Consider the following 22,977-nt stretch of genomic DNA (forward strand, 5'->3'; position numbering starts at 1 on the left):
CTACACTTTTAGTACAACGAGCCTGCATTGATCACCGGCTGAGCAGAAACTTCAGATACAAGCGCTACTAATAAATTATTAACCATTGTTGCTTTCTTTTCGTTGTCGAGATTTACAATATTATGTTCGCTCAATGCTTTTAACGCCATCTCAACCATACCAACAGCGCCCTCAACAATCTTTGTTCTTGCTGCAACAACTGCTTGTGCTTGTTGTCTTCTTAACATTGCTTGTGCAATTTCCGGTGCGTATGATAAGTGGCTTATTCTTGATTCCAATATTTCCACACCACAAACCTCGAGTCTTGTTTGAACTTGTTTTTTCATTGCCTCTGCAATCTCAGCCTGATTTCCAACTAAAGAAAATTTATCGTGTTCGGATGAATCATAGGCATACTCGGTTGCAAGTCCGCGAATAGCTGTTTCACTTTGTATCGCGACAAATCCTTCATAATTCTGAACATCAAAAAGAGCACGCGCCGGATCAACAACACGCCACACTACCACGGCTGCAATTTGAATTGGATTGCCGTGAAGATCGTTTACTTTAATTGTCTCGCTCTGAAAATTTCTGATCCGTAGTGAAACCAATTTTTTTGTTGTGAAAGGATTAACCCACCAGAATCCGGAAACGCGGACCGTTCCAAGATACTTTCCGAAAAGAACAAGCACTCTCGAATCGTTCGGTTGAACAACTAAGAATCCGCTGAAGGAAAGAAAAATTAATAATGTAAATGGAACAAAGATCCAGAGAACTTCCGGTTTATCATTCATTATTCCCCTGATCAGAATTGTTACATCAACAAAAATTGCTATGATAACAAATACAAGCGCTACAAAGCCATTCATTTTTCTGGCTGATTTTTCAGTTATTGCTTCCATTTAATACTCCTAATTATTGCTATCGTAATGATATCATATTGGTATTATAATGTCAAGAGGTAGATAAAATTAATTTTTCAGTCCAAAATCAGAGAAAAGACAGTTAGATTTTAGCTAAAAATCAGAGATTATTATGGATGCAAGGAAGTTTAGCTTGGCAGAGAATTAAAAATTTTATTTGATCTTCTTTAAAATAAAAAACCCCCGGCTAGCGGGGGCTAAATCTAAAACGAGTTACTATTAGCTGATCTTTTTAACTTCAGCAGCTTGAAGTCCTTTCGGACCCTGAGTAACTGAAAATTCAACTTTATCGTTTTCGTTTAATGTTTTGTATCCATCGCCTACAATTGCTTGAAAATGTACAAATACATCTTCTCCGCCTTCTTGTGAAATGAAACCAAAACCTTTGGTGCTGTTAAACCATTTAACAGATCCTTGTTTGCGCTCTGCCATGACAGATGCTCCTTTGTTAATTTGTTGATAATTGATTGTTTACGACAGGCTTTAAACAGGTGAGGCTTCGAAGATACTTCTACGTCTACATCTACATCTAAAGTTACTGCCTTTACGGGTGTAAACATACGGAAAGGATTATTATAAAACTAATTTAAAGAGAGCCGCTGTGCCGAGATAAAATTTAACTCGCCATTCTATTTATATTGAGATTAAGTGCTTCATTGTTTGAAAATGGATGGAAGGATTTTGTAACGAGGAAGTATTTATGATAGAAAAATAGGTGGTATAGATAAAATTTTATTTGATTTACTTAGATTACACTTCATACAAAGTATTTTAACATTTGCAGCAGTTAAACTAGTCCCACCTTTTGAGAACGGAAGGTCATGATCGAAATGTAAGTTCATTTTAGAACCACACTTTACACATTCACCACGATCTCTATTCCACACTTCTATTTTCACGTTGGTCGGTATTAATCTAGTATGTGGAATTTCAATTTCTCTCTTAAAGGATTTTAATTCTATCGGCATTAAATAAAATTTAAAAACATTTCGTGTTCCACTGTATTTTATTTCTGCATTTACTAGACTGAAAAACCCCTTGTAACACCAAATTCCATTTTTGATCTTTTCATAAACTTTTATTTTGTGTGGCTCTTTTAGTAACCCCTCTTTAAAAGATTGAGCGGCAGTAAAGAATTTTCCGTTTTCAGTTAATGAGCCTTTTGGTGTAGTTAAAGGTTGATCAACCTTTTTAGGATCATCAGCCAAATTGCTTGGCACATCGTGTCCTTCATAAATAATTGCATTTGCCTTTTCATTGTATACGTCAGCATAAGGAGCGTTTTTACGAACGGACATTAAAAAGACGGAATATTCCAGATTTACATTAAAGTTCATTCCCTTTTGTAAAGGTATTTTTTCGGTGGCAACTAATTCGGTATAAGATATTATATCGTCAACTTTAAAATTCTGTTTAATAAGAAAGGACTTCATTTTTCTTCGCTTAATATTACAACCACAACTTCCTCAACATATTTTTCAATATCAAGCATTATAATAATCTAAAACCCAATCTTCCTTTTCGGCTTTGCCTTTTCCAGCATCAATTCTTTTATCGCTTCAAATATAAACTTTATCTGTTCCTGCTGTTTTGCAAATTTCTTCTTTGTTTCCTTTTCAAGTTCGTTCAATTTCTTTGCAAGCACATCGCTGCTCTGCAGGAACATTCTCATCTGCACGAACGCACGCATAATTGCAATGTTAACCTGCACCGCTCTTTCGCTGTTCAAAACAGAAGACAACATAGCAACACCTTGTTCTGTGAAGGCAAGAGGTAAGTATCTTCTTCCGCCCCAGCCAGTCTTTTGTCCGGCTAAACTTGAGGTCACAATTTGTGACCTCAAGATTTTGTATTCCTCTGCCGTTAAACGAAACATAAAATCATTCGGGAATCTTTCGATGTTTCTCTTTACCGCTTGATTGAATTTCTTTACCTCGACCCCGTAAAGCTCAGCAAGGTCACGATCAATCAAAACTTTTTCATTGCGAAGCAGAAATATTTTGGAAGTAATTCTTTCAACCGGCAATAATGATTCTGTTCTTTTCCCCATAAGGTCCCCTTGGTTTTGGAGGTCACAATTTGTGACCTCCAATTATTTATTTGCAACTTGCTCAACTTCGATTTCAATATCAAGCAGTAATATTTGTTATGTTAATTTTAGAGACGTATAGCCATGCGTCTCTACGTTAAGGTATTTGGAGGGGATTATTCTTCGGACTATTTTTAATAAAACAAAAAGACATTATGAAAGATATAATTCAAATAGCCGGAGTGATTGATAAAGAAGAAGCAACAATGCTGATGAACGCGGGCGTTGATTATCTCGGCTTTCCGCTTAGACTGCCCGTGCATAAAGAAGATCTAACCGAAGATGAAGCAGTTGAAGTGATCAAAACAATTTCTTCTCCGCACAGAGCCGTACTTATAACTTATCTTGATAATGCCGACGAGATAATAAAACTCTGCACAAAACTGAACGTTAAAATCGTTCAGCTTCACGGAAAGATTTCCAGAGAAGAATTGGAAAGAACAAAATTACTGCGACCCGATCTTGAAATAATTAAAAGTCTTGTTGTCGCAGAGAACAACTATACGGAACTTGAAAGAACAATTGAAACGCATTCAGCTTTTGTTGATGCATTCATCACGGATACTTTCGATCCGGCAACTGGTGCTGAAGGCGCAACCGGAAAAACTCATGATTGGAGTATCAGCAGAAAATTAGTTAAGATCTCTCCCAAGCCGGTTATCATTGCCGGCGGACTTAATCACACGAATGTTAAAAAAGCAATTTTAGAAATTCATCCCGCCGGAGTTGATGTACATACTGGAGTGGAATCCAAAGATGGAAGAAAAAATTACGACATGGTTAAAAGGTTTGTGGAAAAATCCAAAGAAGGATTTGCGCTTATCAATTCTTAGAAACGGAAAATTACTCTTCAATAATTTTTATTTTACTTCGCCTATAGATCTTGCTCGATTCTTTTACCTTCTCTCGCTGCTTCGGCAAAGGAATGCGGATTTTCTTCTTCTTTATTTTGATATTTCTTTTCATTTGTCGCTGAGTTTCTGCAGACGCAAATTGCCCAAGTTTGTTTTTAATATCAAGAGGCGGGATTTAAAGCCGATCTATAAATAGAAAGCAAAAATTTTCACTATTCCATGTTTCTTTTCTAATTTTGCTTAAACAAAAACTTACTATAAATTCGGAAGTAATTATAACTGCAGTTTACAAATTTTGAAGGGAATTACAATGACAAAATATTTTTCATTATTCAAAATATTTTTATTTGCAGCGATTATTTATTTATCCGTTCTTAATGGTTATTCGCTCGCGCAGGAAAACACTGATAAATTATTTATAGGCAAATGGGTAACGGGACCAAATCGCGAGAATACGTTAGACATTGACGGCAACCTGTATAGAATTTCTTTTAGTATTGAAGATGTTGGAGGAATACTAGTAACCAGAATGGAAAGTCCCGATGCGGATGTTTTTAATCTTACTGCCGCAGAAACAATAGTTGATGGTTATAAGGTCAAGATATATTTCAAGGAAATTGATTCGTTATTTAAAGGAGAACTTAGCTCAAGAAAAATCGAATTAAATGGAACTTTCGTTATGGGAAGAAAATATATTTCAATCAGTTTTAGAAAAATTAGGACAGAAGATTAACGCAATTTTTTTTGCAAACTTCCGATAGATCGTTTTGTCAAAATGGTAAACATTTTCAAATTCTAATCTTGTTGTTACGATTCGGGAAAATGTTCATCCTTGTCAAAGGCAATCTTTTATTAAGCCATACAATGTTTTAGCGCGCCTAATCTTGCATTAATTCTTTCGTTCTATTATTCAGCGGAAATATATATTTTTTATCCAATCATAATTCATCAAAGGTGAAAGCATGAGAAAAACTCTTGTTCTACTAATTACTTTGTGCACGGTTTTATCTGCACAGGGTCAGATCAAAATTCCTTATACACGCCACGTTCTTTCAAACGGATTAAATGTATTACTGCATGAAGATCACTCAACTCCAACGGTTACGGTTAACACATGGTTTCATGTCGGCTCGGGTTATGAAAAACCGGGACGCACAGGATTTGCACATTTGTTCGAGCACTTAATGTTTATGGGATCCGGACATGTTGCTGATGGCGAATTTGATAAATTGCTTGAAGCAGCAGGCGCAGAAAATAACGGATCAACAACCGAAGACAGAACAAATTATTATGAAGACCTTCCTTCTAACGCACTTGAACTTGCGTTATATCTTGATTCTGATAGAATGGGATTTCTTGTTGATGCGATGACACCTCAAAGTGTAGATGCACAAAGAGCGGTTGTAAAAAATGAAAGACGTCAGAGCTATGAGAACCGCCCATACGGATTATCTGAAGAAACAATTTTAAAAAATCTTTATCCGCCGACTCATCCTTACAGCTGGCCGGTCATCGGCTCTATGACTGACTTAAGTGCTGCTACATATAGCGACGTTGTTGAGTTCTTCAAAACATATTACGTACCGAACAATGCATCAATCGCTATTGCGGGAGATATAAATCCGCAAGAGACTTTGAAACTTGTTGAGAAATGGTTCGGCGAAATTCCGGCAGGAAAACCTGTAGAACCTCAAAATCCTGCAGCGGTAAGATTGAACGAAGAAAAAATTTTAGTTATGGAAGACCATGTTCAGCTTCCACGCTTGTATATGACCTGGATTACCCCGCAGAGATTCGCACCGGGAGATGCGGAGCTTGATGTTCTTGCAAATATATTATCTAGAGGAAAAAATTCACGGCTGTATCAAAAATTAGTTTACGAACTTCAGATCGCGCAAGATGTACGTGCATCTCAAGGTTCAAGCAAACTTTCTTCACAGTTCCAAATAGTTGCAACAGCACGCTCCGGTCATACTCTCGAAGAATTGAAAAAAGTAATTCAGCAGGAGATAGATAAAATAAAAAACGAAGCACCAAAGCAAAGAGAATTACAACGTAGTGTCAATCAATATGAAGCCACGTTTTTAGATGCGTTAGAAAAGCCGGGCGGATTCGGCGGAAAAGCAAATCAACTAAATGACTATTTTTATTATGCAGGAAATCCCGATTATGCTAACGAAGATCTTTCACGCTACAAAGCGTTAAGTGTAGACGATATTCAAACCGCCGCACAAACTTATTTGCCCGATAACGGACGGGTAATTCTAAGCATTGTCCCTAAAGGCAAAACAGATTTAGCAGTTCAACCTAAAGCGGAGGGTAAATAATATGAAAAAGATATTTTTAGTTTCGATAAGATTAATTGTTGTTTCCGCTTTTTGTTTTTCTCTTTATGCACAGACTCCGGATAGAACAAAACCGCCATTGCTGCCTGCACCTCAAAAATTAAATCTGACGTCAATTCAGCAATTTGCACTTTCAAACGGATTAAAAGTTGTGTTGATGGAAAAACACGAAGTCCCGTTAGTTCAACTGAATGTTATTATTAAAATGGGAAGCGTTAACGATCTGGAAAATAAAACTGGATTAGCCGGATTAACGATGAGTATGTTAACCGAAGGTGCCTCAGGGAAAACTTCTCTTGAACTTGCAGATGCAATAGATTTTTTAGGCGCAAGGATTTCTGCAAATGCAGGCGCACATTCATCAGGAATATATCTTCATACACCGCTATCAAAGTTTGATGAAGCTTTGAAAATCATGAGCGATATCCTTTTGCGTCCGGATTTTCCTAAGAAAGAATTGGAGAGAAAAAAGAAAGACCGCTTAACATCGTTAATGCAAATGCATGATCAACCGACGGCAATTGCAGCCGCGGCATTTAATAAAATTCTTTTCGGAAAAGATCATCCTTACGGAAGAATGACAAGCGAGAATGAGATCAATGGTTTTTCTGTTGATGATATGAAGAGTTTTTATAAAAAATACTCTACGGCAAATAATTCTTTTGTTATCGTTGTTGGAGATGTCAAGAAAGATGAACTGAAGAAAAAATTAGAAAATATTTTTGGTAAATGGAAAAAGGGTGATGTTAAGCAGGTTAAAATAAATGAACCGGCTCAAGTTGCTAACCGCATTGTTTATTTGATTGATAAACCGGGGGCTGCTCAATCTGTAATTAATATTGGAAGGATCGGTACATCGCGGCTATCACCGGATTACAATCCCGTCGTTGTAATGAACACACTTCTCGGCGGATCTTTTACCTCGCGCTTAAATCAAAACTTGAGAGAGAAACACGGTTACACTTACGGCGCTTCATCAAGATTTATGTTCAGACCGGCACCGGGAAGTTTCATTGCATCTTCTTCTGTTCAAACGGAAGTTACAGATAAAGCATTAACAGAATTTTTTAACGAGCTTAACGGAATCCGCGAACCATTGACAGATGCAGATTTAAACCGTGCGAAGAATTTAGTTGCTCTCAGTTATCCCGGAAATTTTCAATCTGTTTCAGAAATAGCGGGACAGCTTGAAGAAATGGTATCATATAATCTGCCTTCAAATTATTTCGGTGAATTTGTTTCGAAGATTTTAAATGTAAATGATAAAGAAGTAAACGGTGCCGCTAAAAAATATATTGTACCGGATCAGATGATAGTTGTTGTTGTGGGAGACAAAGCAAAGATCGAAGAAGGAATCAAAAATTTGAATCTCGGAGAATTAAAGAATCTTTCGATCGAAGGTGTTTTAGGCAAAGTACCGCAGCTTAGCAAATGAACAAAATAATTATTATCAACAACCGAGGAATAAAATGAAACGTTTAGTAAAGTATATTGCTTTATTTTCAATTCTGTTCTATTCCGGAGCGAATAATTTCTTATTCGCACAGGAAAATCAAAAGAAAGAAGAAAAGAAATTCACAAGCTTGTGGGAAGGGAAACTGAAATTTGGTGCGGTTGCTTTACGAATTGTGATAAAGACTTTTAAAAATGATGACGGTTCTAACGGTGCTTTTATGGATAGTCCCGATCAAAGCGTAAATAATATTCCGGTAGAAAATGTTTTGTTTACCGAAGACAGTTTGAAATTCGAATCCAAAACAATAGGCGCGAAATATATTGGTGCAGCAGTGAAAGACAGTATGATCATTCGCGGAAATTTCACCCAAAGAGGAATGACCTTACCGCTTGAACTAAAAAAGATTGATAAACTTGTTGAGATAAAACGCCCGCAGAATCCACAGAAACCATATCCGTATAATGATGAAGAAGTAACTTTTGAAAATAAATCTGCGAATATTACTCTTGCTGGTTCGTTCACTTATCCCAAGGGCAACGGAAAATTTCATGCTGTTGTTTTAGTTACCGGCTCGGGTCCCCAGGATAGAGACGAATCATTAATGAATCACAAACCATTTTTGGTGATCTCTGATTACTTAACCCGAAATGGAATTGCTGTTTTACGATTTGATGACCGCGGTATTGGGAAATCGAAAGGTAATTTTGCAATTGCAACCTCAGAAGATTTTGCTACTGATGCGCTTGCCGCAGTAGAATACTTAAAGACAAGGAAAGAAGTAGATCCTAAAAAAATTGGAATTGCAGGTCACAGCGAAGGCGGATTAATTGCACCAATGTGTGCCGTTAATTCTAGCGATGTTCATTTCATTGTAATGATAGCAGGACCTGGCGTTTCCGGTAGAGAGATTCTTCTTCTTCAAGCAAAATTAATAAATCAAGCTAGCGGAGAGAGCGAGGAAAAAATTATTAAAGGAAATCAACTTTCAGAAAAAATTTATGACATTGTTTTAAATGAATCCGATAATGATAAAGCTGAGAAAAAAATAAGAGCATTGTATGATGAAATATATCCGACTCTAACTGATGCAGAGAAGAAAGAAGAGGATACACAAAAACCGATGATGGATCAGCAAATAAAACAAATACTTTCCCCATGGTTTAGATTTTTCTTAAAGTATGATCCCCGCCCAACTTTAGAAAACGTAACCGTTCCCGTTCTTGCAATAAATGGCGGGAAGGATTTTCAAGTAGATCCAAAACAGAACTTACCCGAAATTGAGAAAGCTCTTAAAGCCGGAGGAAATAAAAATTTTAAAATAGTTGAAATGCCCGGACTTAATCATTTATTTCAAAAATGTAAAACTTGTACAATTACAGAGTACGGAGAGCTTGAAGAAACTTTTTCTGAAGATGCTTTGAAGATTATGAAAGATTGGATTTTACTGGTAACAAAGTAATTAATTTGTCACACTGAGCGAAGCGAAGTGTCTCGATGAAATTAGCGATTCTTCACTTCGTTCAGAATGACATTTATCCATTATTGTTTAGGGGTAAACTTCACTACGGCATTCTTAATCGGTATAACAGTTCTCAAGAATTCATAAATAGCACCAAGATCTTCATTTGTCATTCCCGAGTACATAGTCCACGGCATAGCAGTATTGAAATCATTCATTTCGGTTTGCATCGGCGGATATTTTTGGGGATCCATGGATTTAAATCTTGCAACAAATACATCTTTAGTCCATGCACCAATACCGGAAACAGGTTCGGGTGTAATATTTGTCGAACGAACAATACCGCCCGGAAAATAAAATTCGAATCCACCTGCAAATGCTTTCTCCATTACATAATCGCCTTTAACCATTTGTGTGTGGCAGTCAAAACATCCGGCAACAGAAACAAGATATTTTCCATATTCAGTCGGGTTGTTTTTATTCGGTTCCGGCGAAGGTTTATAAGATTTTGGCGGAATTGTTTTTACAATTAAGTTCAACGGAAAATTAAGAGAACTCTCAGGCACATCATTTTTTATCGGTTCAAGAGAACGAATGTATGCAACAATTGAATACAAATCTTCTTTTGTAAGATTATTATATCCAATGTAGGGCATCAAAGTAAAAAGTGCTTTTCCCTCTTTTGTTACGCCATTTGTAATTACCCGCATCAACTCGCCGTCTGTGTATTTGCTTATTCCAGCAGGTGTAATATTTCCAGCATAAAGAACACCGGGAACTCCGGCGGTAGCTTCGTCAAATTTATCTCCGCCTTTGCCAAGAGTGCCGGGTGTTATTGGTCCGGAAAGTTTAGACCAATCACGAGTTGAATGGCAGTCCATACAAACAGTAACATGATGAGCTAGATACTCCCCGCGTTCTAATCGCGCTGGATTAATCTCAACTTTTTCGTTAGACGGTGGATCTACTTTTGGAAAAGAAGAATTGAAATAAATTAAGAAAGCAATTACTAAGACAATTACTCCCCCAAGTATATATGCTGCAATTTTTAAGAACTTCTTCATTTAATCCTTTCTTTTTGGTTAGACAATAATAATTTAATTAAAAAAGAGAAAATGTCCACATTTTTTGTACCGGTTGACGTATGCTTTGTTTTATAGTTTTAAGAAGAGAAAACAAATTAAGCGCTAGTTTTGTTCAGCACGGCGATGTTTATACAACTCCCACGAGATATAAATATTTTGTATAAACACATAGAAGACCGGACCAAGCACCGCCAAAGGATTAATGAATGTAAGCGAGATCCAAATTGTGAAGGCGTTATTTTTTTGTCCTAAAGATTGGCTCGCCTCGGAAGAATATTCTTTTCCACCGATAAACCATCCAAGAGTAAAAAATAAAATACACAAAGCAGCGGATGTAGCCGCTATTAGAAAAACAATTTCTAAACTGTTGGTAAGCTCCGATTTTATATAGTAAGAAGCTTCGGATGTGGCTATATAAATATTTATTACTAAAATGTAGAAAGAAGAATCTTTCCAGTTAATTAAGAGCCGCCAAATTTTTGGTGAGATAAATTTTATTAACTGCGCTACCGCCAAAGGAATTGAAAGAGTTATAATAACTGGAAGCAAAACTTTTCCGACAGAAATATCGGAACTGCTGTTCATTAACAGCGGGAGAAGAAAAGGAAGCAGAAGAGCAATAGATACATTATTCAACAAGAGCGAGAATGTAACAAACTCTACTTTTTCTTTCTTTAGACTTATTATTACAGGAGCGGCTATAGCTGTGGGTGCAATAGCCGTTACGAATGCTGTCTCGGCAAGTATTTGACTAAACGGTTTTAAGAGAAAATAAATTATGACAGAAGTAAATATGATAGTGCCGAGAATAACGAAATGACTTTTTCTGATAATTTTCTTGTCTATCTTCACATCAAGGAATGAAAAGAAGAGCATCAGCATTAAAAAGTAGCGGATTAAAAAAGTGTATTCATGTCCGTAGGGAAAGAATACGCCGAGTGCAATTGCAAAAAGAAGAAGAAGGGTTTTCATCATACATAAAATTGTTGCGTAAACTTAATAAGGCTGAGATTTCAATACAAATTATTGAGTTTATAAATTATAGATTCTTAACAAAAATTAACTGAGAAAGTAAAAATCTTATTCTTATTTTTACCGGCAAAACAGAAAACAATCAAACTTAGAGCATAATAATATATGAACAGTAAAATGATAATTAAGTTTATAGTTTAAAACTACACAATTTTTCACAGCGTCTGTTTTTGGAATCATTTTACATTTTGGTTTATTACAATTCAAATCCTTGAATGAGAAAACAAAATTTTTTATACTTCTTTTTTAAGTTGAGAATTATTAATAATAATTTTTTTGCTTTGGTTTTATTTAATAAAAGTGAGTTAAAATAGGAACTGAAATGCATCTTTCAAAAAAATCGTACATAATTGTAGGCAGTGCAATTTTTATTCTTCTGCTTATTTTTATTATCAAAATTGCCAGTGGGGATTCCTTAAAACGACAAACACCGAAACCAGTTGTTGTAATTGGTAAATTAATCAAGGGGGATATTCAAAGCACCGAATCATTGACGGGAGACATACTTCCAATTCAACAAGCTAGTATTTTTTCAAAAGTAAACGGTACTATTGAAAAAAACTATGTCGATATTGGAACTCGAGTTTCAAATAATCAGATACTTGCTTTAATTGATACAACCATTTATTCTCAGAATGCAAAACAAGCAAAAGCAAATTACATGCAAGCCATGGCAAACAATCTAAATTCAAAACTAAATTATGAAAGAAATAAAAAACTTCTTGAACAAAAATTAGTTGCTCAACAGGATTTGGATAATGCAAAAGCTGCCTCCGATATCGCGCTTGCTCAGCTAGAAGCAGCGGAAGCCGTCTATAATAACGCAGCAACTCAATTAAGTTATTGTAAAATAACGGCACCGTTTCAAGGAACTATTACCAAAAGAAATTTCGATCCCGGTTCTTATATTACAGCGACAACAAATGCTCAAGGTTCAGTTTTATTTATGTTGATGAATATTGATCGTTTGAAAACAATTGTAAATGTTCCCGAAAGAAATGTTTCTTATTTATCGAGCGTTAAAGAAGTAATTGTAACTGTCGATGCCATACCTAACAAAAAATTTGGTGCAAAAATAAGTAAGATTAGTCAGGCAATTGACCTTGCAAGCCGGACAATGGCAGTAGAAATAGAAATAGTGAATTCTGGTTCTCTGTTAAAGCCCGGTATGTTTGCAACCGTTCAATTTGTAACAGAAAAAAAATCCAACTCAAATATTATTCCCAATCAAATTGTTTTGAATGACGAAAAAGGTGATTTTGTTTATGCTCTTAATTCTGATACCTCCGTTTCTAAAAGGTATATTAAAATTGGAATCAGAACGGATGATAAACTGGAGATACTTTCCGGATTAGATGAAACCGATCGAATTGTTTTTGTTGGTCAGACGTTAATTAAAGATAAAATGAAAGTTAAAATAGCAAAGTAAAAATATGTGGCTTACCCGATTTGCTCTTAAATATCCTATTACAACTTTCATGGTGGCTATTGCCGTCTTTGTATTAGGATTTGTTTCTCTTAACCAGCTACCTATAGACATGCTTCCAAATATTCAGATTCCAGTTGTTAGTGTAATAACTTATAACAACGGCGCCGGTCCAACCGACATGGAACAGACTGTCACAGTTCCAATTGAAAGAGTTGTTAGTTCGACAAATAACGTGAACTATGTGCAGTCATCAACACGGGAAGGACAATCAAGTATTCGAGTTTATTTTAATTGGGATGCAAGTACGGATGTTGGTTTAATCGATGTTATACAGAAGGTTAATAGAATTCTAAACTTTCTTCCATCTGCGGCATCACAACCGCTTGTGCTCAGGTTTGATATTACAAATATTCCTGTCTGCACAATTGCTTTAAACGGCGATTTAGATCAAAGAGCGCTTTACGATTTAGCTTACAACGTTATTGAACCTCAATTAGAACATATTCCAGGTGTTGCTTTTGCTCAAGTAACCGGCGGCAAGATTCGTGAAATTCATATTAAGGTTGACAGAAATAGAATTGACGCTCTTAACCTTTCACTTCAGCAAGTCTTGGAAGCTATGTCTGCATCGAATCTAATTGTTCCATCCGGCGATTTGAAAACAGGAGTTTTTGATTATTCGCTGAAAACAGAAAGTGAATTCAATGTTGTTGAGCCAATGGGTAATGTTGTTGTAAAAACCCAGAACAGTATTTCGGTCAGGATAAGAGATGTAGCTTATGTTGAAGATTCATATCAAGAACAGACGGAAGTTATTAGAAATAATGGTAAGGAAGGTGTTGTTCTTCGTATTCAAAAAACTTCCGGTGCTAATACTGTTCAAGTTGTAAACGCAATTGTTAAAGCACTTACCCAACTAAGAGATGTGCCTCCATCTGTAAAAGCATCGCTGGGTACAGATCAAAGTTTATACATTAAACAATCAATTAGCGGATTATTCCAGGAAGCAATTTTAGGAGCTCTTTTAGCAACGCTTGTAATTTTAATTTTTCTTAGAAACTCTAAAAGTGCTGTAATTATCTTTTTAGCCATTCCGCTTTCAATTTTTGTTACGTTTATCTTTTTTAGGTTCAGCGGAACAACTTTGAACATTATGACATTCGGTGGTTTAGCTTTAGGAATAGGGAGATTGGTAGATGACTCGATTGTGGAACTGGAAGTAATAACCCGTCATTACAAAACCATGAAAGCTGATGGCAAAGTGAAAATGCAAGCCACGCTTGATGCAGCGCTCGAAGTTGCCTCCCCAATTTTCATTTCTACTCTCACTACGGTTATTGTATTTCTTCCGGTTATATTTTTGACGGGCATTGCCAAACTTCTTTTTCTTCCTTTGGTAATTACAATAACCGTTGCATTGTTTTCTTCGTTCTTTGTTTCTCGAACCGTTACCCCGTTAATGTGTTACAATTATCTTCATGCGGAACGAGAAGTGGATCTGAATTCTAAAAAACTTTCGCATCGAATTCAGAATTACTTCAAAAATTTACTAGACAAGATTGATACTTTTTATCAGAATACACTGACAAAATCATTGAAGCACAAACGTTTTGTAATTTTTGGGGTTATTGGTTTTGCAATTTTTTCTTTTCTTTTATTCAAGTTTGTTGGAACAGAATTTTTCCCGGATACAGACGAAAGCCAATTTTCTATATCAGTTAAATTACCAGTTGGGACCAGAATAGAAGAAACCGAAAAATTCATAGAACGCATTGAAAGTATAATTCGTAGTAATGTTCCAGAAGCAAAGACTGTTATTTCTGACATAGGTGTTCCGTCAGCAAAAAGCGGATCTTCATTTGGTGGAAATTCTGGTGGTCATGCTGCCAATATAAGCGTTTCACTTATTGCCCCCGGTGAAAGAGACAGAACTGTATTCGATGTTGTTAAAGCCATTCGTCCAAAACTAATGAATCTTCCTGGGGCTCAAATCTTTATTACTACTGGCGGTTTTTTGAAATTCCTTTTGAACTTCGGTTCATCGGCACCAATTGATGTAATTATCAGCGGTCAAGATTTCGATCAGGCAAACAAACTCAGCCAGCAGATTTACGATATCGTAAAATCTACAAACGGTGCAACAGATGTTCAGATATCTCGTGAATTAAATTTACCTGAATTAAATGTTTCGATCGACCGTGATAAAGCCGGCGCTCTTGGTGTTAGTGTTTCTCAAATTTCAAATACAATTACAACTGCAATCAGCGGTTCTGTTGCTTCTGTGTTCACCGATCCTGCCACCGGCAATCAATATAATATTTTGGTGAGGCTATCGGAGGATTACAGAAATAAAATTGATGACATAAAAGAGTTAAGCGTGCAAAGTACTCAGGGACAATTGATAAAGTTGTCGAACCTTGTGAAAGTTGTTCTTGTCAAATCTCCAATTCAAATTGATAGAAAATACCAGGAAAGAATTGTTGAGATTACCGGAAACGTAACCGGACGCGATCTTGGAAGTGTTTCTAAAGACATAAATGATAAATTAGCCAATGTTCAAATTCCGTCCGGATTTGTGGTGACCGTGAGCGGAAATGTTGAACAGCAAAACAAAACGTTCGGCGATCTTGGATTGGCATTAATACTTGCAATCATTCTTGTTTATATGGTAATGGCTTCTCAATTTCAATCTCTTGTTGATCCTTTCATAATTATGTTTACGGTTCCTCTGGGTATGATCGGAGTTGTCTGGGCATTATTCTTAACTGATACAACACTTTCAGTTACATCTTTTGAAGGTGTGATTGTAATGATAGGAATTGTTGTATCCAACGGAATATTATTAGTTGATTACACAAACAAGTTGCGCAAAACCGGAATGGGATTGCACGAAGCTGTGATTAAAGGCGGTAGAACAAGACTCCGCCCGATTCTTATGACAACATTGGCAACCGTTTTAGGCTTGATACCTCTTGCTTTAGGTATGGGTGGAGAAAAATCTCAATCACCACTTGCCATTGCAGTTATTGGTGGTCTAACTGTCTCTACAATTTTAACATTATTATTTGTTCCAACTCTTTATACAATCTTTGAAGAGAGATTTAGCAAAAAAAAGAAAAATATAAATGAAGAATACTCAATTGAATAAATACTATTTATTGCCAGTTACCTTTTTATTTATTACTAACATTGCTGTTGCACAGCAGGATACATTAACAATTGAAAAGTGCATTGACCTTGCTTTAAAAAATAATCCACAGATAAAGATTGCAGAAAGTAATTATGAACTTTCCTCTGCGAATTTGACGCTTACAAGATCAACATTATTTCCACAGGTATCTTTTAACACGGGATGGAATAGAAACGGCGGTAATTTTTTCCAAGGACCAACAGCAAGAGAGGCTACGTATGAAAATTATTCTTACGGTTTTCAATTGCAGCAGCTTGTTTTCGATTTCGACAAATCGTATTCGCGTGTTTCAGGAACTTCGGATTTAAAAAGCGCTTCCGAACAGGATTTATTTTCGTCAAAACAAACCCTCATTTTAAATACTTACATTGCTTACTTTACTTATTTACAAGCTGATAGAATAAATAATGTTAGTCTGGAATCTTTGAGGCAAGCCCAAGAGCATCTTAGGCAAGCGCAAAGTTTTTATGATGTTGGGAAGAAACCCCAATTTGATGTGCTTAAAGCTAAAACCGATGAAGCTAATGCAAAGGTTAACCTGATAACATCACAGAACAATATTATAGTAAGCGGACTTCAATTAGAAAATATACTTAATACAAAATTCGGTAATAATGTTCATCTAAAAGATAATTTGGGAATTACAAAAGACACAGTTAAAATTCAGAGTGCGCTTGCTTTGGCATGGGAAAATCGTCCTGAATTTATCGGTGCAAAGCTTAGAGTTGATGCTAATAAATCATTCTTAACTTCAGCATGGACAGCAAATCTTCCTTCAATTAATCTTACAGGCGGTTATAACTGGAGAACATTTTCTTTAGATCAGAATTTTTTAAATTCATGGAATCTCGGCGTTACTTTATCATTACCTCTTTTCCAGGGCTTTGCTTTGGATGCAGGAATTGATCAAGCAAGGGCAAATTTTAAAAATGCGGAAGCAACATTCGATTTTATTCAACAGAATATTAACCTCGATGTTCAACAGCAATACACAAATTTAAGGCTTGCAGTTGCTAAAATTGACGCGACGAAATCATTAGTAAGCCAAGCGGAAGAAACACTTAAAATTGCCGAAGGAAGATACAAGGAAGAAGTAGGCAACCCGATAGAAATAACAGATGCACGCGTTACATTGCTCAATGCACAGATTCTGTATATACAGGCTTTGTACGACTACCAGGTTTCTTACGTTCGCTTGCAAAAAGCAATCGGAATACTTAAATAAAAAATTTTGAATCACCCTATTTTGCCGCCAATATATGAGATGATAAATATTGTTCGGATTCGAAATGATCTTAAATTTAGAAGAAGAGAATGTTTCGGTTGCAAAAGAAAATCTTGATCTTGCATTTGAGGAATTAAAAATCGGTACCTTTTCCCCGCTTGAATTCCGCGAAGTACAAAAGAGTTACACTGCAGCACAAAGCAGACTTTCAACCGCTCGTTACGCCGCGAAGATGAATGAAAAAAATTTGCTGTTGAAGAAAGTTTGTCAGGCCCATGTTGTGCGTTCGTGCTTCTTTTTAGCTAATTAGCAGGTACTTGTCTACTAAATTTATTGTTATTTTCATCCATTTTTTATTCCAGCTCGTATTCTTTTTTGATCAGGCTTATCAGCTCTGTTGCTTTTTCTTTAACCGCTACCTGCAAGTCCATGTCAAGCCTTACCAAATATTGAAAAGTTCTTAAGCTATTCAGGAATTCATCTAAATATTGCTCATTCAGTTTTATTACAGCAGATGGAGATGCAGGTTTCTTATAATAAGTAGTATCGGCATAAATTTTTAACAGCGCTCTGCCATCAAATAATTTCTGCAGAATAGTATTATTATCAAAAGAAAAATTGGTTTCATAGAGATCCCGCAACGCTATACGTTTAGTTTGCTGATCATAGGATTCGATGGATTCAACTACATTTCTATGACTTATCAATCGCAAGCCGCCGGAGCTTTTTAACTGATCGAGTGTCCCACTGGTTTGAAAAAAACCGAAATGACCAAAAAGCTTTATGGCTAACGTATATCCATGAGCAGGAACCGGCCCGGTAGTATGGTTAACAAAGAAAATAATTAATGAATCCATTGTACGTAATTTGTCAAGCCGGTACATCCTTATTCTCGAAAATTGAGCGGTGTCCGATTGAAGGTCTTTTACAAGAGATACCATAAATTCTTTTCCCCGCTTTCCCTCTACATAATGCTCTCTTTGGTTTTCTGCCAAAAACCCTGCAAACACTGCAAAGAACAGCATTAGAAATTCATAGAAGTAATGCCAGAAGTTTTGTCCTGGGGCATTATGCAGGTGATGGGCGTGTGTTTCCATATTTTCACTTTCTTTTTTTGGAGTTAATGTGTCAGGCTCTTTAGAAGAAATATTTTTGTCAGAAGTATTAACCGATTCGATATTTATTGGATCTTCTAAAGTTTCGTCTCCTGTATCTGTATTTTCTGCCATTTGTATTTTTTGTTAACCGTTTAATTTTTATTAAAAGAATAATCACTTGCTCATAATTATGAGCATTGTTTTTTCACCTTTTTGAGATAACATAACTAAATATCCTTCTATTCCCTTCCACGTTATCATTGTTAATCCAAGCATACTATTTTCAGAATAATTATTCCCATATTTTTTTGTGAGGGCTACTTTTGATATGTCAAATAATTTTTGTGCGTCGTCTTCTTTTTCTTTCCCAGTCGTGATGACTTTCTCATTTTGTTTATCATCTTTTGTAAACATATAACCGACTTTTATTGATATCGGTTCTAGCCAATCGTAATACATCAACGCTTTGTAATTCATAATTTCTTTTTCTTCAATTTTTTTATCAACAAGTTTTTCTCTAATAGTGGTGGTTGTTTGATCAAAAGGATCATTCAAGAAGATTTCTATCGAAAATTATGCGAGTAGTTTTGTGAAAAAAACGAGCATTAAAACCATAAATATTTTCAATAATTTCATTTGATCTCCTTTGTTCAAGACAGCTAACGACGTTGCAACTAAAGCGCCGCCCATAGCAGCAATGCCAGTTTGAAAAACCAACGTCAATAATTATTTATAAAAATGATTTCGGTACATCGTTTTAATTGCGTAACTATTTTATTTACATCTCTCAAGTGCTTTAACTGACGCGCCAATAATAATTCCGACAAACATCATTCCGACGATTGCCAAGACTATTGCAGTAACTCTTCCCAGTGTTCCGCTCGGCGTCATATCGCCATAGCCGATAGTAAAGGAAGTAGTAAAAGCAGTGTAGAGGCAATCGCCAAAAGAGCCGTTACTGTTTTTTAATCCCTCAATATGAAAAACGAAGGCCCCGCCGCATATTAGTATTAAATAAAAGATAAGAAGATTCCATGCGGCAGAAAGAAGTGAAAAAAATTCTTTTGGAAATGATCTTTTCATATTTGTTATTTCTCCTTTGTTTAATTTTAAGATAGAGCAGATTTATAGCGGTGTTGCGCCTAACGCGCCGCCCAAAACAACAATGACGGTTTTGCCAACGCCACTTTATATTCAACTTAAACTTTAAAACTTACTTTATCAATAAAGGAAAAATCATATAGATTCCGGATAACTCCCGATAAACCGGGACTTTCTGGAATGACAATTGAATATCTAAGCAAGATCAAGAGTCTTGACTAAACACTCTCAAATTATTTTTGTTTAAAGAAGTATTATGTACTTTTTGTGGAGCGCAACGAAACAAAAGTCCATGTTGCAGCAACTGCATCAATAGCTGCAAATAACAATATCGCCGAACCCACTTTGCCCAGCACAAACATTAACAGCATGAAACAAGCTGCGTAATATCGAAGCGGAACCGTCCACTTGATGAATCCTTCGATCTTTTTTCGTACGGCAATAATATAGTAGGCACCAATAATTGAAGCTAGCATTCCTACCATACGAATCCATATATCGTCTCCGGCGCTCAGCCCGAATATGCTCAGAATAAAGTGAGGCATAATCATGAAACCGAGCCCGACTAAGAAAACCAGATACAAACCGAAAACGAAAACACTCAAACCAGCTTTACTCATTGTAGTTCTCCTCTTTTGTTAAACAATACGCGGGCGTGTAACGGAGTTGCGTCTAACGCTTAGTGCTCAATTAAGTAAGATGGTGAATACTAAAGCACTTTGTGATTTATCTATATAACATAAAGCTTCTAATGAAGTGATTGTAAAAAGGTAATGATGCTGTCATGCCTCCGGCAAAGTAAATGTAAGCTTTGTTCCTTTTTCTAATTCACTTTCAACCCAAATTTTACCGCCATGCATTTCAACAAAATCTCTACATAAAGGCAACCCTAATCCCGTTCCCTTCTCTCCAGCAGTTCCTTTAGTAGGATGTGATTTATCAATATGGAAAAGTTTTCCTATAATTTCCGGACTAATTCCTATACCATTATCTTGAACAGAGACTTCAACGAAAGGATCTTTAGTAACTGAGGAAACACTTATTTTTCCTCCCGGATTTGTAAACTTGATACTATTAATGATAAGATTTCGAATAATTGTATGAAGGATATTGATATCAGCATGCACAAATGTATTATCCTTTACATGATTTGAAATACTAATATTTTTCTTAAGAGCTTCTTCCCGTACGTCTTCGAATGTTTTGTTAACAACCTTCGATAAATCAATATTTGATGGCTCGTATTCCATTTTACCCATCTGATTTAAAGACCAATTGAGAAGATTTTCCAAAAGTTTATAAATATTTTTTACACTGGAGTTAATTGGCTGGAGGAACTCTTTAATTTCTTCTTTTGAGAGAGTCTCAAATTCATTGAGAAGAATTTCCGATGCATTAATTAATCCATTAAATGGACTTCTCAAATCGTGTGCAATAATCGAGAAAAATTTATCTTTGTTTGCATTCAGTTCTTCTAAGTGGAGATTGATTTTTTGAATTTCTTTTTTCGTTGCTTTAAGTTCATTTATGTTCTTTTCCAGCTCCGCATTAATTTGTTGAACATTGTAGAATAACTGTGCAGTATGCACGGCGCCTGCTGCTTGTCCCGCAAAGATAGTTAATAGACGTAAATCGTCTTGAGTAAACTTGCGTGTTGTCTCGCGGAATTCCTCTACCACGAGTACTCCTAACAACTCACTGCGATAAAGCATGGGCACTTCGATGACGGCAGTGATAGGTGCGCCTTCATATATCGGTAAGTGGTGGGGCCAAGTGCGATAATCGTCGACAATCATCGGCTGGTGGGTAAGTGCAACTCGGCCAGCCATGCCTTCCCCGAGTTGAACCCGCGTGCCAACTGGCTTCAAAGGATTTGTTGCTACTGCAACGACCAAATCGCCATGTTCTTTGTCATACAAATAAATTCCTCCGTCGGTTCTGATGAGAAGCGCAACGGCACGTTTCACAATATTCAGTAATAGGCTGGTTAAATCTTCCGGCAGGATAGCTAAATCTCGGGTTGTTTCGTACAGACTTGCAATTTCGTTAGCACGGCGTTGGACTTCTGCTTCGGTCCGTTTGCGCTCGGTAACATCTTCAACGGTACCGTCGTAATATAAGATTTTGCCGGTTTGATCCCGTACCACTTGAGCGTTTTCTCGAACATAAATGAGCGTGTTGTCACTTTTGTGCCAAATTGCTTCAAGTCCGGTAATGTAACCGTCGCGTTCCAGTTGTTCTTTGAAAGCACTGCGAGAGAATGAGGTATCTGGTTCTTTTTCCAAATTACGGTCGGCATAATCCTCGAATGATGAATAACCTAACATACGAGTAATAGCTGGGTTGGAGGCGAGGATGCGCCCATCCGGTGTGGTTCGATATATGCCGATGGGCGAGTTTTCAAACAATTGGCGAAAGCGCTCTTCACTTTCGTAAAGATCTTTCTCTATTTGTTTGCGCTCGGTAATATCGCGGGAAATGCCGAGAACAGAAACTACATTCCTTTTATCTGATGAATAAATTGGCGCTAAAGAAGTCTGAAGCCATATGCTCCTTTCGTTGAATACGAATTCCCTTTCGTCATAGTGAGATATGCCCGCGCTAAATGCTTTGGAAACATTTGCTTTCATCATTTCAAGTTGTGTGGGAGGGAATAGCTCGTTTATGTTTTTCCCAACCAAATAATTTGGAGAGGCACTGAAAAATTTGGCGGCTGATTCATTTACATAATCAAGGACAAAATTTTGATTAATAATAAAAATATGCTCTGATGCGGATTCCGCAAGCGTGCTGTATTTGATTTCGGACTCGGTCAGCTTGTTTGTTCTTTCTTTAAGTAATCTTTCTAAACTATCCCCCGATGCTTCGATTTCTTCAGCAAGCATGTTCAAGCCGACCATTATTGCATCAATCTCGTCATTCTTTTCTGATGGAATTAATCTTGTTCCGTAATTGCCCGCTGCAACTTCCATAATAGCATTCAAAATTTTAGAAATTTTCTCATCACTCGAAACATTTAGATTCTTATTCATTTCAAAAAACCCTTAAGCCATTCAATAGCTTCATCTTCGTTTGTAAATAATTTGGTTGGGTACGGAGGTTTATTCAAACCAAGAAAGAAATTTGCGAGCACTTTTGATGTTGTGGACTCAACGAGAAAAGCGAGGGCTGTGACATTATCTGTGACTTCTTTACTTGAGTAGAAATGTCTAGCTTCCCTTGAGATTGATTTTTGCTGTCTAACATCTACAAGTAATGGAAATTTTTTACTACCGGTATATTTTTTTGCTGCCTCTAAGGCTTCTTTAGCTTTATTCAGGGTCTCATCCTGAGTAAAAGGAATGTCCTTTATAATCCCGATGTCAAGAAAGAAAATTTTATGGGATGACGTAGTAATTTCATTTCTCATAATACCTCCCTTCTTAGTGCAAGTATTTTCACTAATTTGCGAACCAAACAGAAAAGCATGGCTAAAGGAACATTATCCTTCCATGACAATTCTAGAATAGAGGAGATAATTTATAACGAATTAAGTTATGTCAGAATGCCTCATGATCAGAGCCAAAATGGATTCAGTGGAAAGAAACTGAGAATCGAATCCACACATATAAGCGATCCGATTGATATTAAGTTAAAAGAAATAAGGTAATTGTGCAATTGAATTATCCGGGCGGTTCAGAGCTGGGTCTCAGTATTTTTTATTTTGTTAAGTG

At 36.4% G+C, this 22,977-nt stretch carries 22 protein-coding genes; 9 read left to right on the forward strand and 13 right to left on the reverse strand.

Features of this window, described 5'->3' with window-relative positions:
* Window positions 1-8: 8 nt before the first annotated feature.
* The 4 genes from NTZ27_10400 to NTZ27_10415 form a co-directional block, all read right to left on the reverse strand.
* Complete coding sequence (locus NTZ27_10400; protein ID MCX6175152.1) at window positions 9-881, reverse strand: SPFH domain-containing protein; 873 nt, start codon at window positions 879-881, stop codon at window positions 9-11.
* Window positions 882-1,121: 240 nt separating this feature from the next.
* Window positions 1,122-1,334, reverse strand: a complete 213-nt coding sequence (locus NTZ27_10405) for a cold-shock protein (GenBank protein MCX6175153.1) — start codon at window positions 1,332-1,334, stop codon at window positions 1,122-1,124.
* A 266-nt stretch (window positions 1,335-1,600) separates the two neighbouring features.
* A complete protein-coding gene (locus NTZ27_10410) occupies window positions 1,601-2,335 on the reverse strand; it encodes an HNH endonuclease (GenBank protein ID MCX6175154.1) in 735 nt (244 codons plus the stop codon).
* A gap of 68 nt (window positions 2,336-2,403) precedes the next feature.
* Window positions 2,404-2,952: an ORF6N domain-containing protein gene (locus NTZ27_10415; protein MCX6175155.1), complete on the reverse strand. Its 549-nt coding sequence runs from the start codon at window positions 2,950-2,952 to the stop codon at window positions 2,404-2,406.
* Between the two features lie 194 nt (window positions 2,953-3,146).
* Between NTZ27_10415 and NTZ27_10420 the strand changes: the two genes are divergently transcribed.
* The 5 genes from NTZ27_10420 to NTZ27_10440 all read left to right on the forward strand — a co-directional run bounded on the left by NTZ27_10420 (window position 3,147) and on the right by NTZ27_10440 (window position 9,105).
* On the forward strand, window positions 3,147-3,824 hold the full coding sequence (locus tag NTZ27_10420) for a phosphoribosylanthranilate isomerase (protein ID MCX6175156.1): 678 nt from the start codon (window positions 3,147-3,149) through the stop codon (window positions 3,822-3,824).
* A 331-nt stretch (window positions 3,825-4,155) separates the two neighbouring features.
* A complete protein-coding gene (locus NTZ27_10425; protein ID MCX6175157.1) occupies window positions 4,156-4,578 on the forward strand; it encodes a hypothetical protein in 423 nt (140 codons plus the stop codon).
* A gap of 229 nt (window positions 4,579-4,807) precedes the next feature.
* Window positions 4,808-6,172 (forward strand): pitrilysin family protein, encoded by a 1,365-nt coding sequence (locus tag NTZ27_10430; protein ID MCX6175158.1) that lies wholly within the window; start codon window positions 4,808-4,810, stop codon window positions 6,170-6,172.
* Window position 6,173: 1 nt separating this feature from the next.
* Window positions 6,174-7,625 carry a pitrilysin family protein gene (locus NTZ27_10435; GenBank protein ID MCX6175159.1) on the forward strand — a complete coding sequence of 484 codons (1,452 nt, stop codon included), beginning with the start codon at window positions 6,174-6,176 and terminating at the stop codon, window positions 7,623-7,625.
* Between the two features lie 34 nt (window positions 7,626-7,659).
* Window positions 7,660-9,105, forward strand: coding sequence for an alpha/beta hydrolase (locus NTZ27_10440; protein MCX6175160.1), 1,446 nt, complete (start codon window positions 7,660-7,662; stop codon window positions 9,103-9,105).
* 80 nt (window positions 9,106-9,185) lie between these two features.
* On the opposite strand, the gene NTZ27_10445 is transcribed toward NTZ27_10440, so the two are convergent.
* On the reverse strand, window positions 9,186-10,169 hold the full coding sequence (locus NTZ27_10445) for a hypothetical protein (protein ID MCX6175161.1): 984 nt from the start codon (window positions 10,167-10,169) through the stop codon (window positions 9,186-9,188).
* A gap of 123 nt (window positions 10,170-10,292) precedes the next feature.
* On the reverse strand, window positions 10,293-11,165 hold the full coding sequence (locus tag NTZ27_10450; GenBank protein ID MCX6175162.1) for a hypothetical protein: 873 nt from the start codon (window positions 11,163-11,165) through the stop codon (window positions 10,293-10,295).
* 379 nt (window positions 11,166-11,544) lie between these two features.
* On the opposite strand from NTZ27_10450, the gene NTZ27_10455 reads away from it, so the two are divergent.
* The 4 genes from NTZ27_10455 (at window position 11,545) to NTZ27_10470 (ending at window position 17,376) form a co-directional block, all read left to right on the forward strand.
* Window positions 11,545-12,651, forward strand: coding sequence for an efflux RND transporter periplasmic adaptor subunit (locus NTZ27_10455; protein ID MCX6175163.1), 1,107 nt, complete (start codon window positions 11,545-11,547; stop codon window positions 12,649-12,651).
* 4 nt (window positions 12,652-12,655) lie between these two features.
* Window positions 12,656-15,799, forward strand: coding sequence for an efflux RND transporter permease subunit (locus NTZ27_10460; GenBank protein MCX6175164.1), 3,144 nt, complete (start codon window positions 12,656-12,658; stop codon window positions 15,797-15,799).
* Window positions 15,777-17,066, forward strand: coding sequence for a TolC family protein (locus tag NTZ27_10465; GenBank protein ID MCX6175165.1), 1,290 nt, complete (start codon window positions 15,777-15,779; stop codon window positions 17,064-17,066). The genes NTZ27_10460 and NTZ27_10465 overlap by 23 nt, the downstream gene beginning before the upstream one ends.
* 64 nt (window positions 17,067-17,130) lie before the next feature.
* A complete protein-coding gene (locus NTZ27_10470; protein ID MCX6175166.1) occupies window positions 17,131-17,376 on the forward strand; it encodes a TolC family protein in 246 nt (81 codons plus the stop codon).
* A 43-nt stretch (window positions 17,377-17,419) separates the two neighbouring features.
* On the opposite strand, the gene NTZ27_10475 is transcribed toward NTZ27_10470, so the two are convergent.
* The 7 genes from NTZ27_10475 to NTZ27_10505 all read right to left on the reverse strand — a co-directional run bounded on the left by NTZ27_10475 (window position 17,420) and on the right by NTZ27_10505 (window position 22,673).
* Complete coding sequence (locus tag NTZ27_10475; GenBank protein MCX6175167.1) at window positions 17,420-18,295, reverse strand: hypothetical protein; 876 nt, start codon at window positions 18,293-18,295, stop codon at window positions 17,420-17,422.
* Window positions 18,296-18,337: 42 nt separating this feature from the next.
* The gene (locus NTZ27_10480) at window positions 18,338-18,718 is read right to left on the reverse strand and encodes a hypothetical protein (protein MCX6175168.1); all 381 of its coding nucleotides are present in this window, start codon (window positions 18,716-18,718) and stop codon (window positions 18,338-18,340) included.
* An 18-nt stretch (window positions 18,719-18,736) separates the two neighbouring features.
* The gene (locus NTZ27_10485; protein ID MCX6175169.1) at window positions 18,737-18,886 is read right to left on the reverse strand and encodes a hypothetical protein; all 150 of its coding nucleotides are present in this window, start codon (window positions 18,884-18,886) and stop codon (window positions 18,737-18,739) included.
* A 51-nt stretch (window positions 18,887-18,937) separates the two neighbouring features.
* Window positions 18,938-19,246: a potassium channel family protein gene (locus tag NTZ27_10490; protein ID MCX6175170.1), complete on the reverse strand. Its 309-nt coding sequence runs from the start codon at window positions 19,244-19,246 to the stop codon at window positions 18,938-18,940.
* Between the two features lie 272 nt (window positions 19,247-19,518).
* Window positions 19,519-19,884: a hypothetical protein gene (locus NTZ27_10495; GenBank protein MCX6175171.1), complete on the reverse strand. Its 366-nt coding sequence runs from the start codon at window positions 19,882-19,884 to the stop codon at window positions 19,519-19,521.
* Between the two features lie 162 nt (window positions 19,885-20,046).
* The gene (locus NTZ27_10500; GenBank protein ID MCX6175172.1) at window positions 20,047-22,296 is read right to left on the reverse strand and encodes a PAS domain S-box protein; all 2,250 of its coding nucleotides are present in this window, start codon (window positions 22,294-22,296) and stop codon (window positions 20,047-20,049) included.
* Window positions 22,293-22,673: an STAS/SEC14 domain-containing protein gene (locus tag NTZ27_10505; GenBank protein ID MCX6175173.1), complete on the reverse strand. Its 381-nt coding sequence runs from the start codon at window positions 22,671-22,673 to the stop codon at window positions 22,293-22,295. The genes NTZ27_10500 and NTZ27_10505 overlap by 4 nt, the downstream gene beginning before the upstream one ends.
* Window positions 22,674-22,977 lie beyond the last annotated feature (304 nt).

Source organism: Ignavibacteriales bacterium (assembly GCA_026390775.1).
GTDB lineage: Bacteria > Bacteroidota > Ignavibacteria > Ignavibacteriales > Melioribacteraceae > Fen-1258.

Bases quoted from the DNA above. Each gene is read 5' to 3' on its own strand.
- NTZ27_10400 (MCX6175152.1), bottom strand. From the start codon at position 881: ATGGAAGCAATAACTGAAAAATCAGCCAGAAAAATGAATGGCTTTGTA.
- NTZ27_10405 (MCX6175153.1), bottom strand. From the start codon at position 1,334: ATGGCAGAGCGCAAACAAGGATCTGTTAAATGGTTTAACAGCACCAAA.
- NTZ27_10410 (MCX6175154.1), bottom strand. From the start codon at position 2,335: ATGAAGTCCTTTCTTATTAAACAGAATTTTAAAGTTGACGATATAATA.
- NTZ27_10415 (MCX6175155.1), bottom strand. From the start codon at position 2,952: ATGGGGAAAAGAACAGAATCATTATTGCCGGTTGAAAGAATTACTTCC.
- NTZ27_10420 (MCX6175156.1), top strand. From the start codon at position 3,147: ATGAAAGATATAATTCAAATAGCCGGAGTGATTGATAAAGAAGAAGCA.
- NTZ27_10425 (MCX6175157.1), top strand. From the start codon at position 4,156: ATGACAAAATATTTTTCATTATTCAAAATATTTTTATTTGCAGCGATT.
- NTZ27_10430 (MCX6175158.1), top strand. From the start codon at position 4,808: ATGAGAAAAACTCTTGTTCTACTAATTACTTTGTGCACGGTTTTATCT.
- NTZ27_10435 (MCX6175159.1), top strand. From the start codon at position 6,174: ATGAAAAAGATATTTTTAGTTTCGATAAGATTAATTGTTGTTTCCGCT.
- NTZ27_10440 (MCX6175160.1), top strand. From the start codon at position 7,660: ATGAAACGTTTAGTAAAGTATATTGCTTTATTTTCAATTCTGTTCTAT.
- NTZ27_10445 (MCX6175161.1), bottom strand. From the start codon at position 10,169: ATGAAGAAGTTCTTAAAAATTGCAGCATATATACTTGGGGGAGTAATT.
- NTZ27_10450 (MCX6175162.1), bottom strand. From the start codon at position 11,165: ATGATGAAAACCCTTCTTCTTCTTTTTGCAATTGCACTCGGCGTATTC.
- NTZ27_10455 (MCX6175163.1), top strand. From the start codon at position 11,545: ATGCATCTTTCAAAAAAATCGTACATAATTGTAGGCAGTGCAATTTTT.
- NTZ27_10460 (MCX6175164.1), top strand. From the start codon at position 12,656: ATGTGGCTTACCCGATTTGCTCTTAAATATCCTATTACAACTTTCATG.
- NTZ27_10465 (MCX6175165.1), top strand. From the start codon at position 15,777: ATGAAGAATACTCAATTGAATAAATACTATTTATTGCCAGTTACCTTT.
- NTZ27_10470 (MCX6175166.1), top strand. From the start codon at position 17,131: ATGATCTTAAATTTAGAAGAAGAGAATGTTTCGGTTGCAAAAGAAAAT.
- NTZ27_10475 (MCX6175167.1), bottom strand. From the start codon at position 18,295: ATGGCAGAAAATACAGATACAGGAGACGAAACTTTAGAAGATCCAATA.
- NTZ27_10490 (MCX6175170.1), bottom strand. From the start codon at position 19,246: ATGAAAAGATCATTTCCAAAAGAATTTTTTTCACTTCTTTCTGCCGCA.
- NTZ27_10495 (MCX6175171.1), bottom strand. From the start codon at position 19,884: ATGAGTAAAGCTGGTTTGAGTGTTTTCGTTTTCGGTTTGTATCTGGTT.
- NTZ27_10500 (MCX6175172.1), bottom strand. From the start codon at position 22,296: ATGAATAAGAATCTAAATGTTTCGAGTGATGAGAAAATTTCTAAAATT.
- NTZ27_10505 (MCX6175173.1), bottom strand. From the start codon at position 22,673: ATGAGAAATGAAATTACTACGTCATCCCATAAAATTTTCTTTCTTGAC.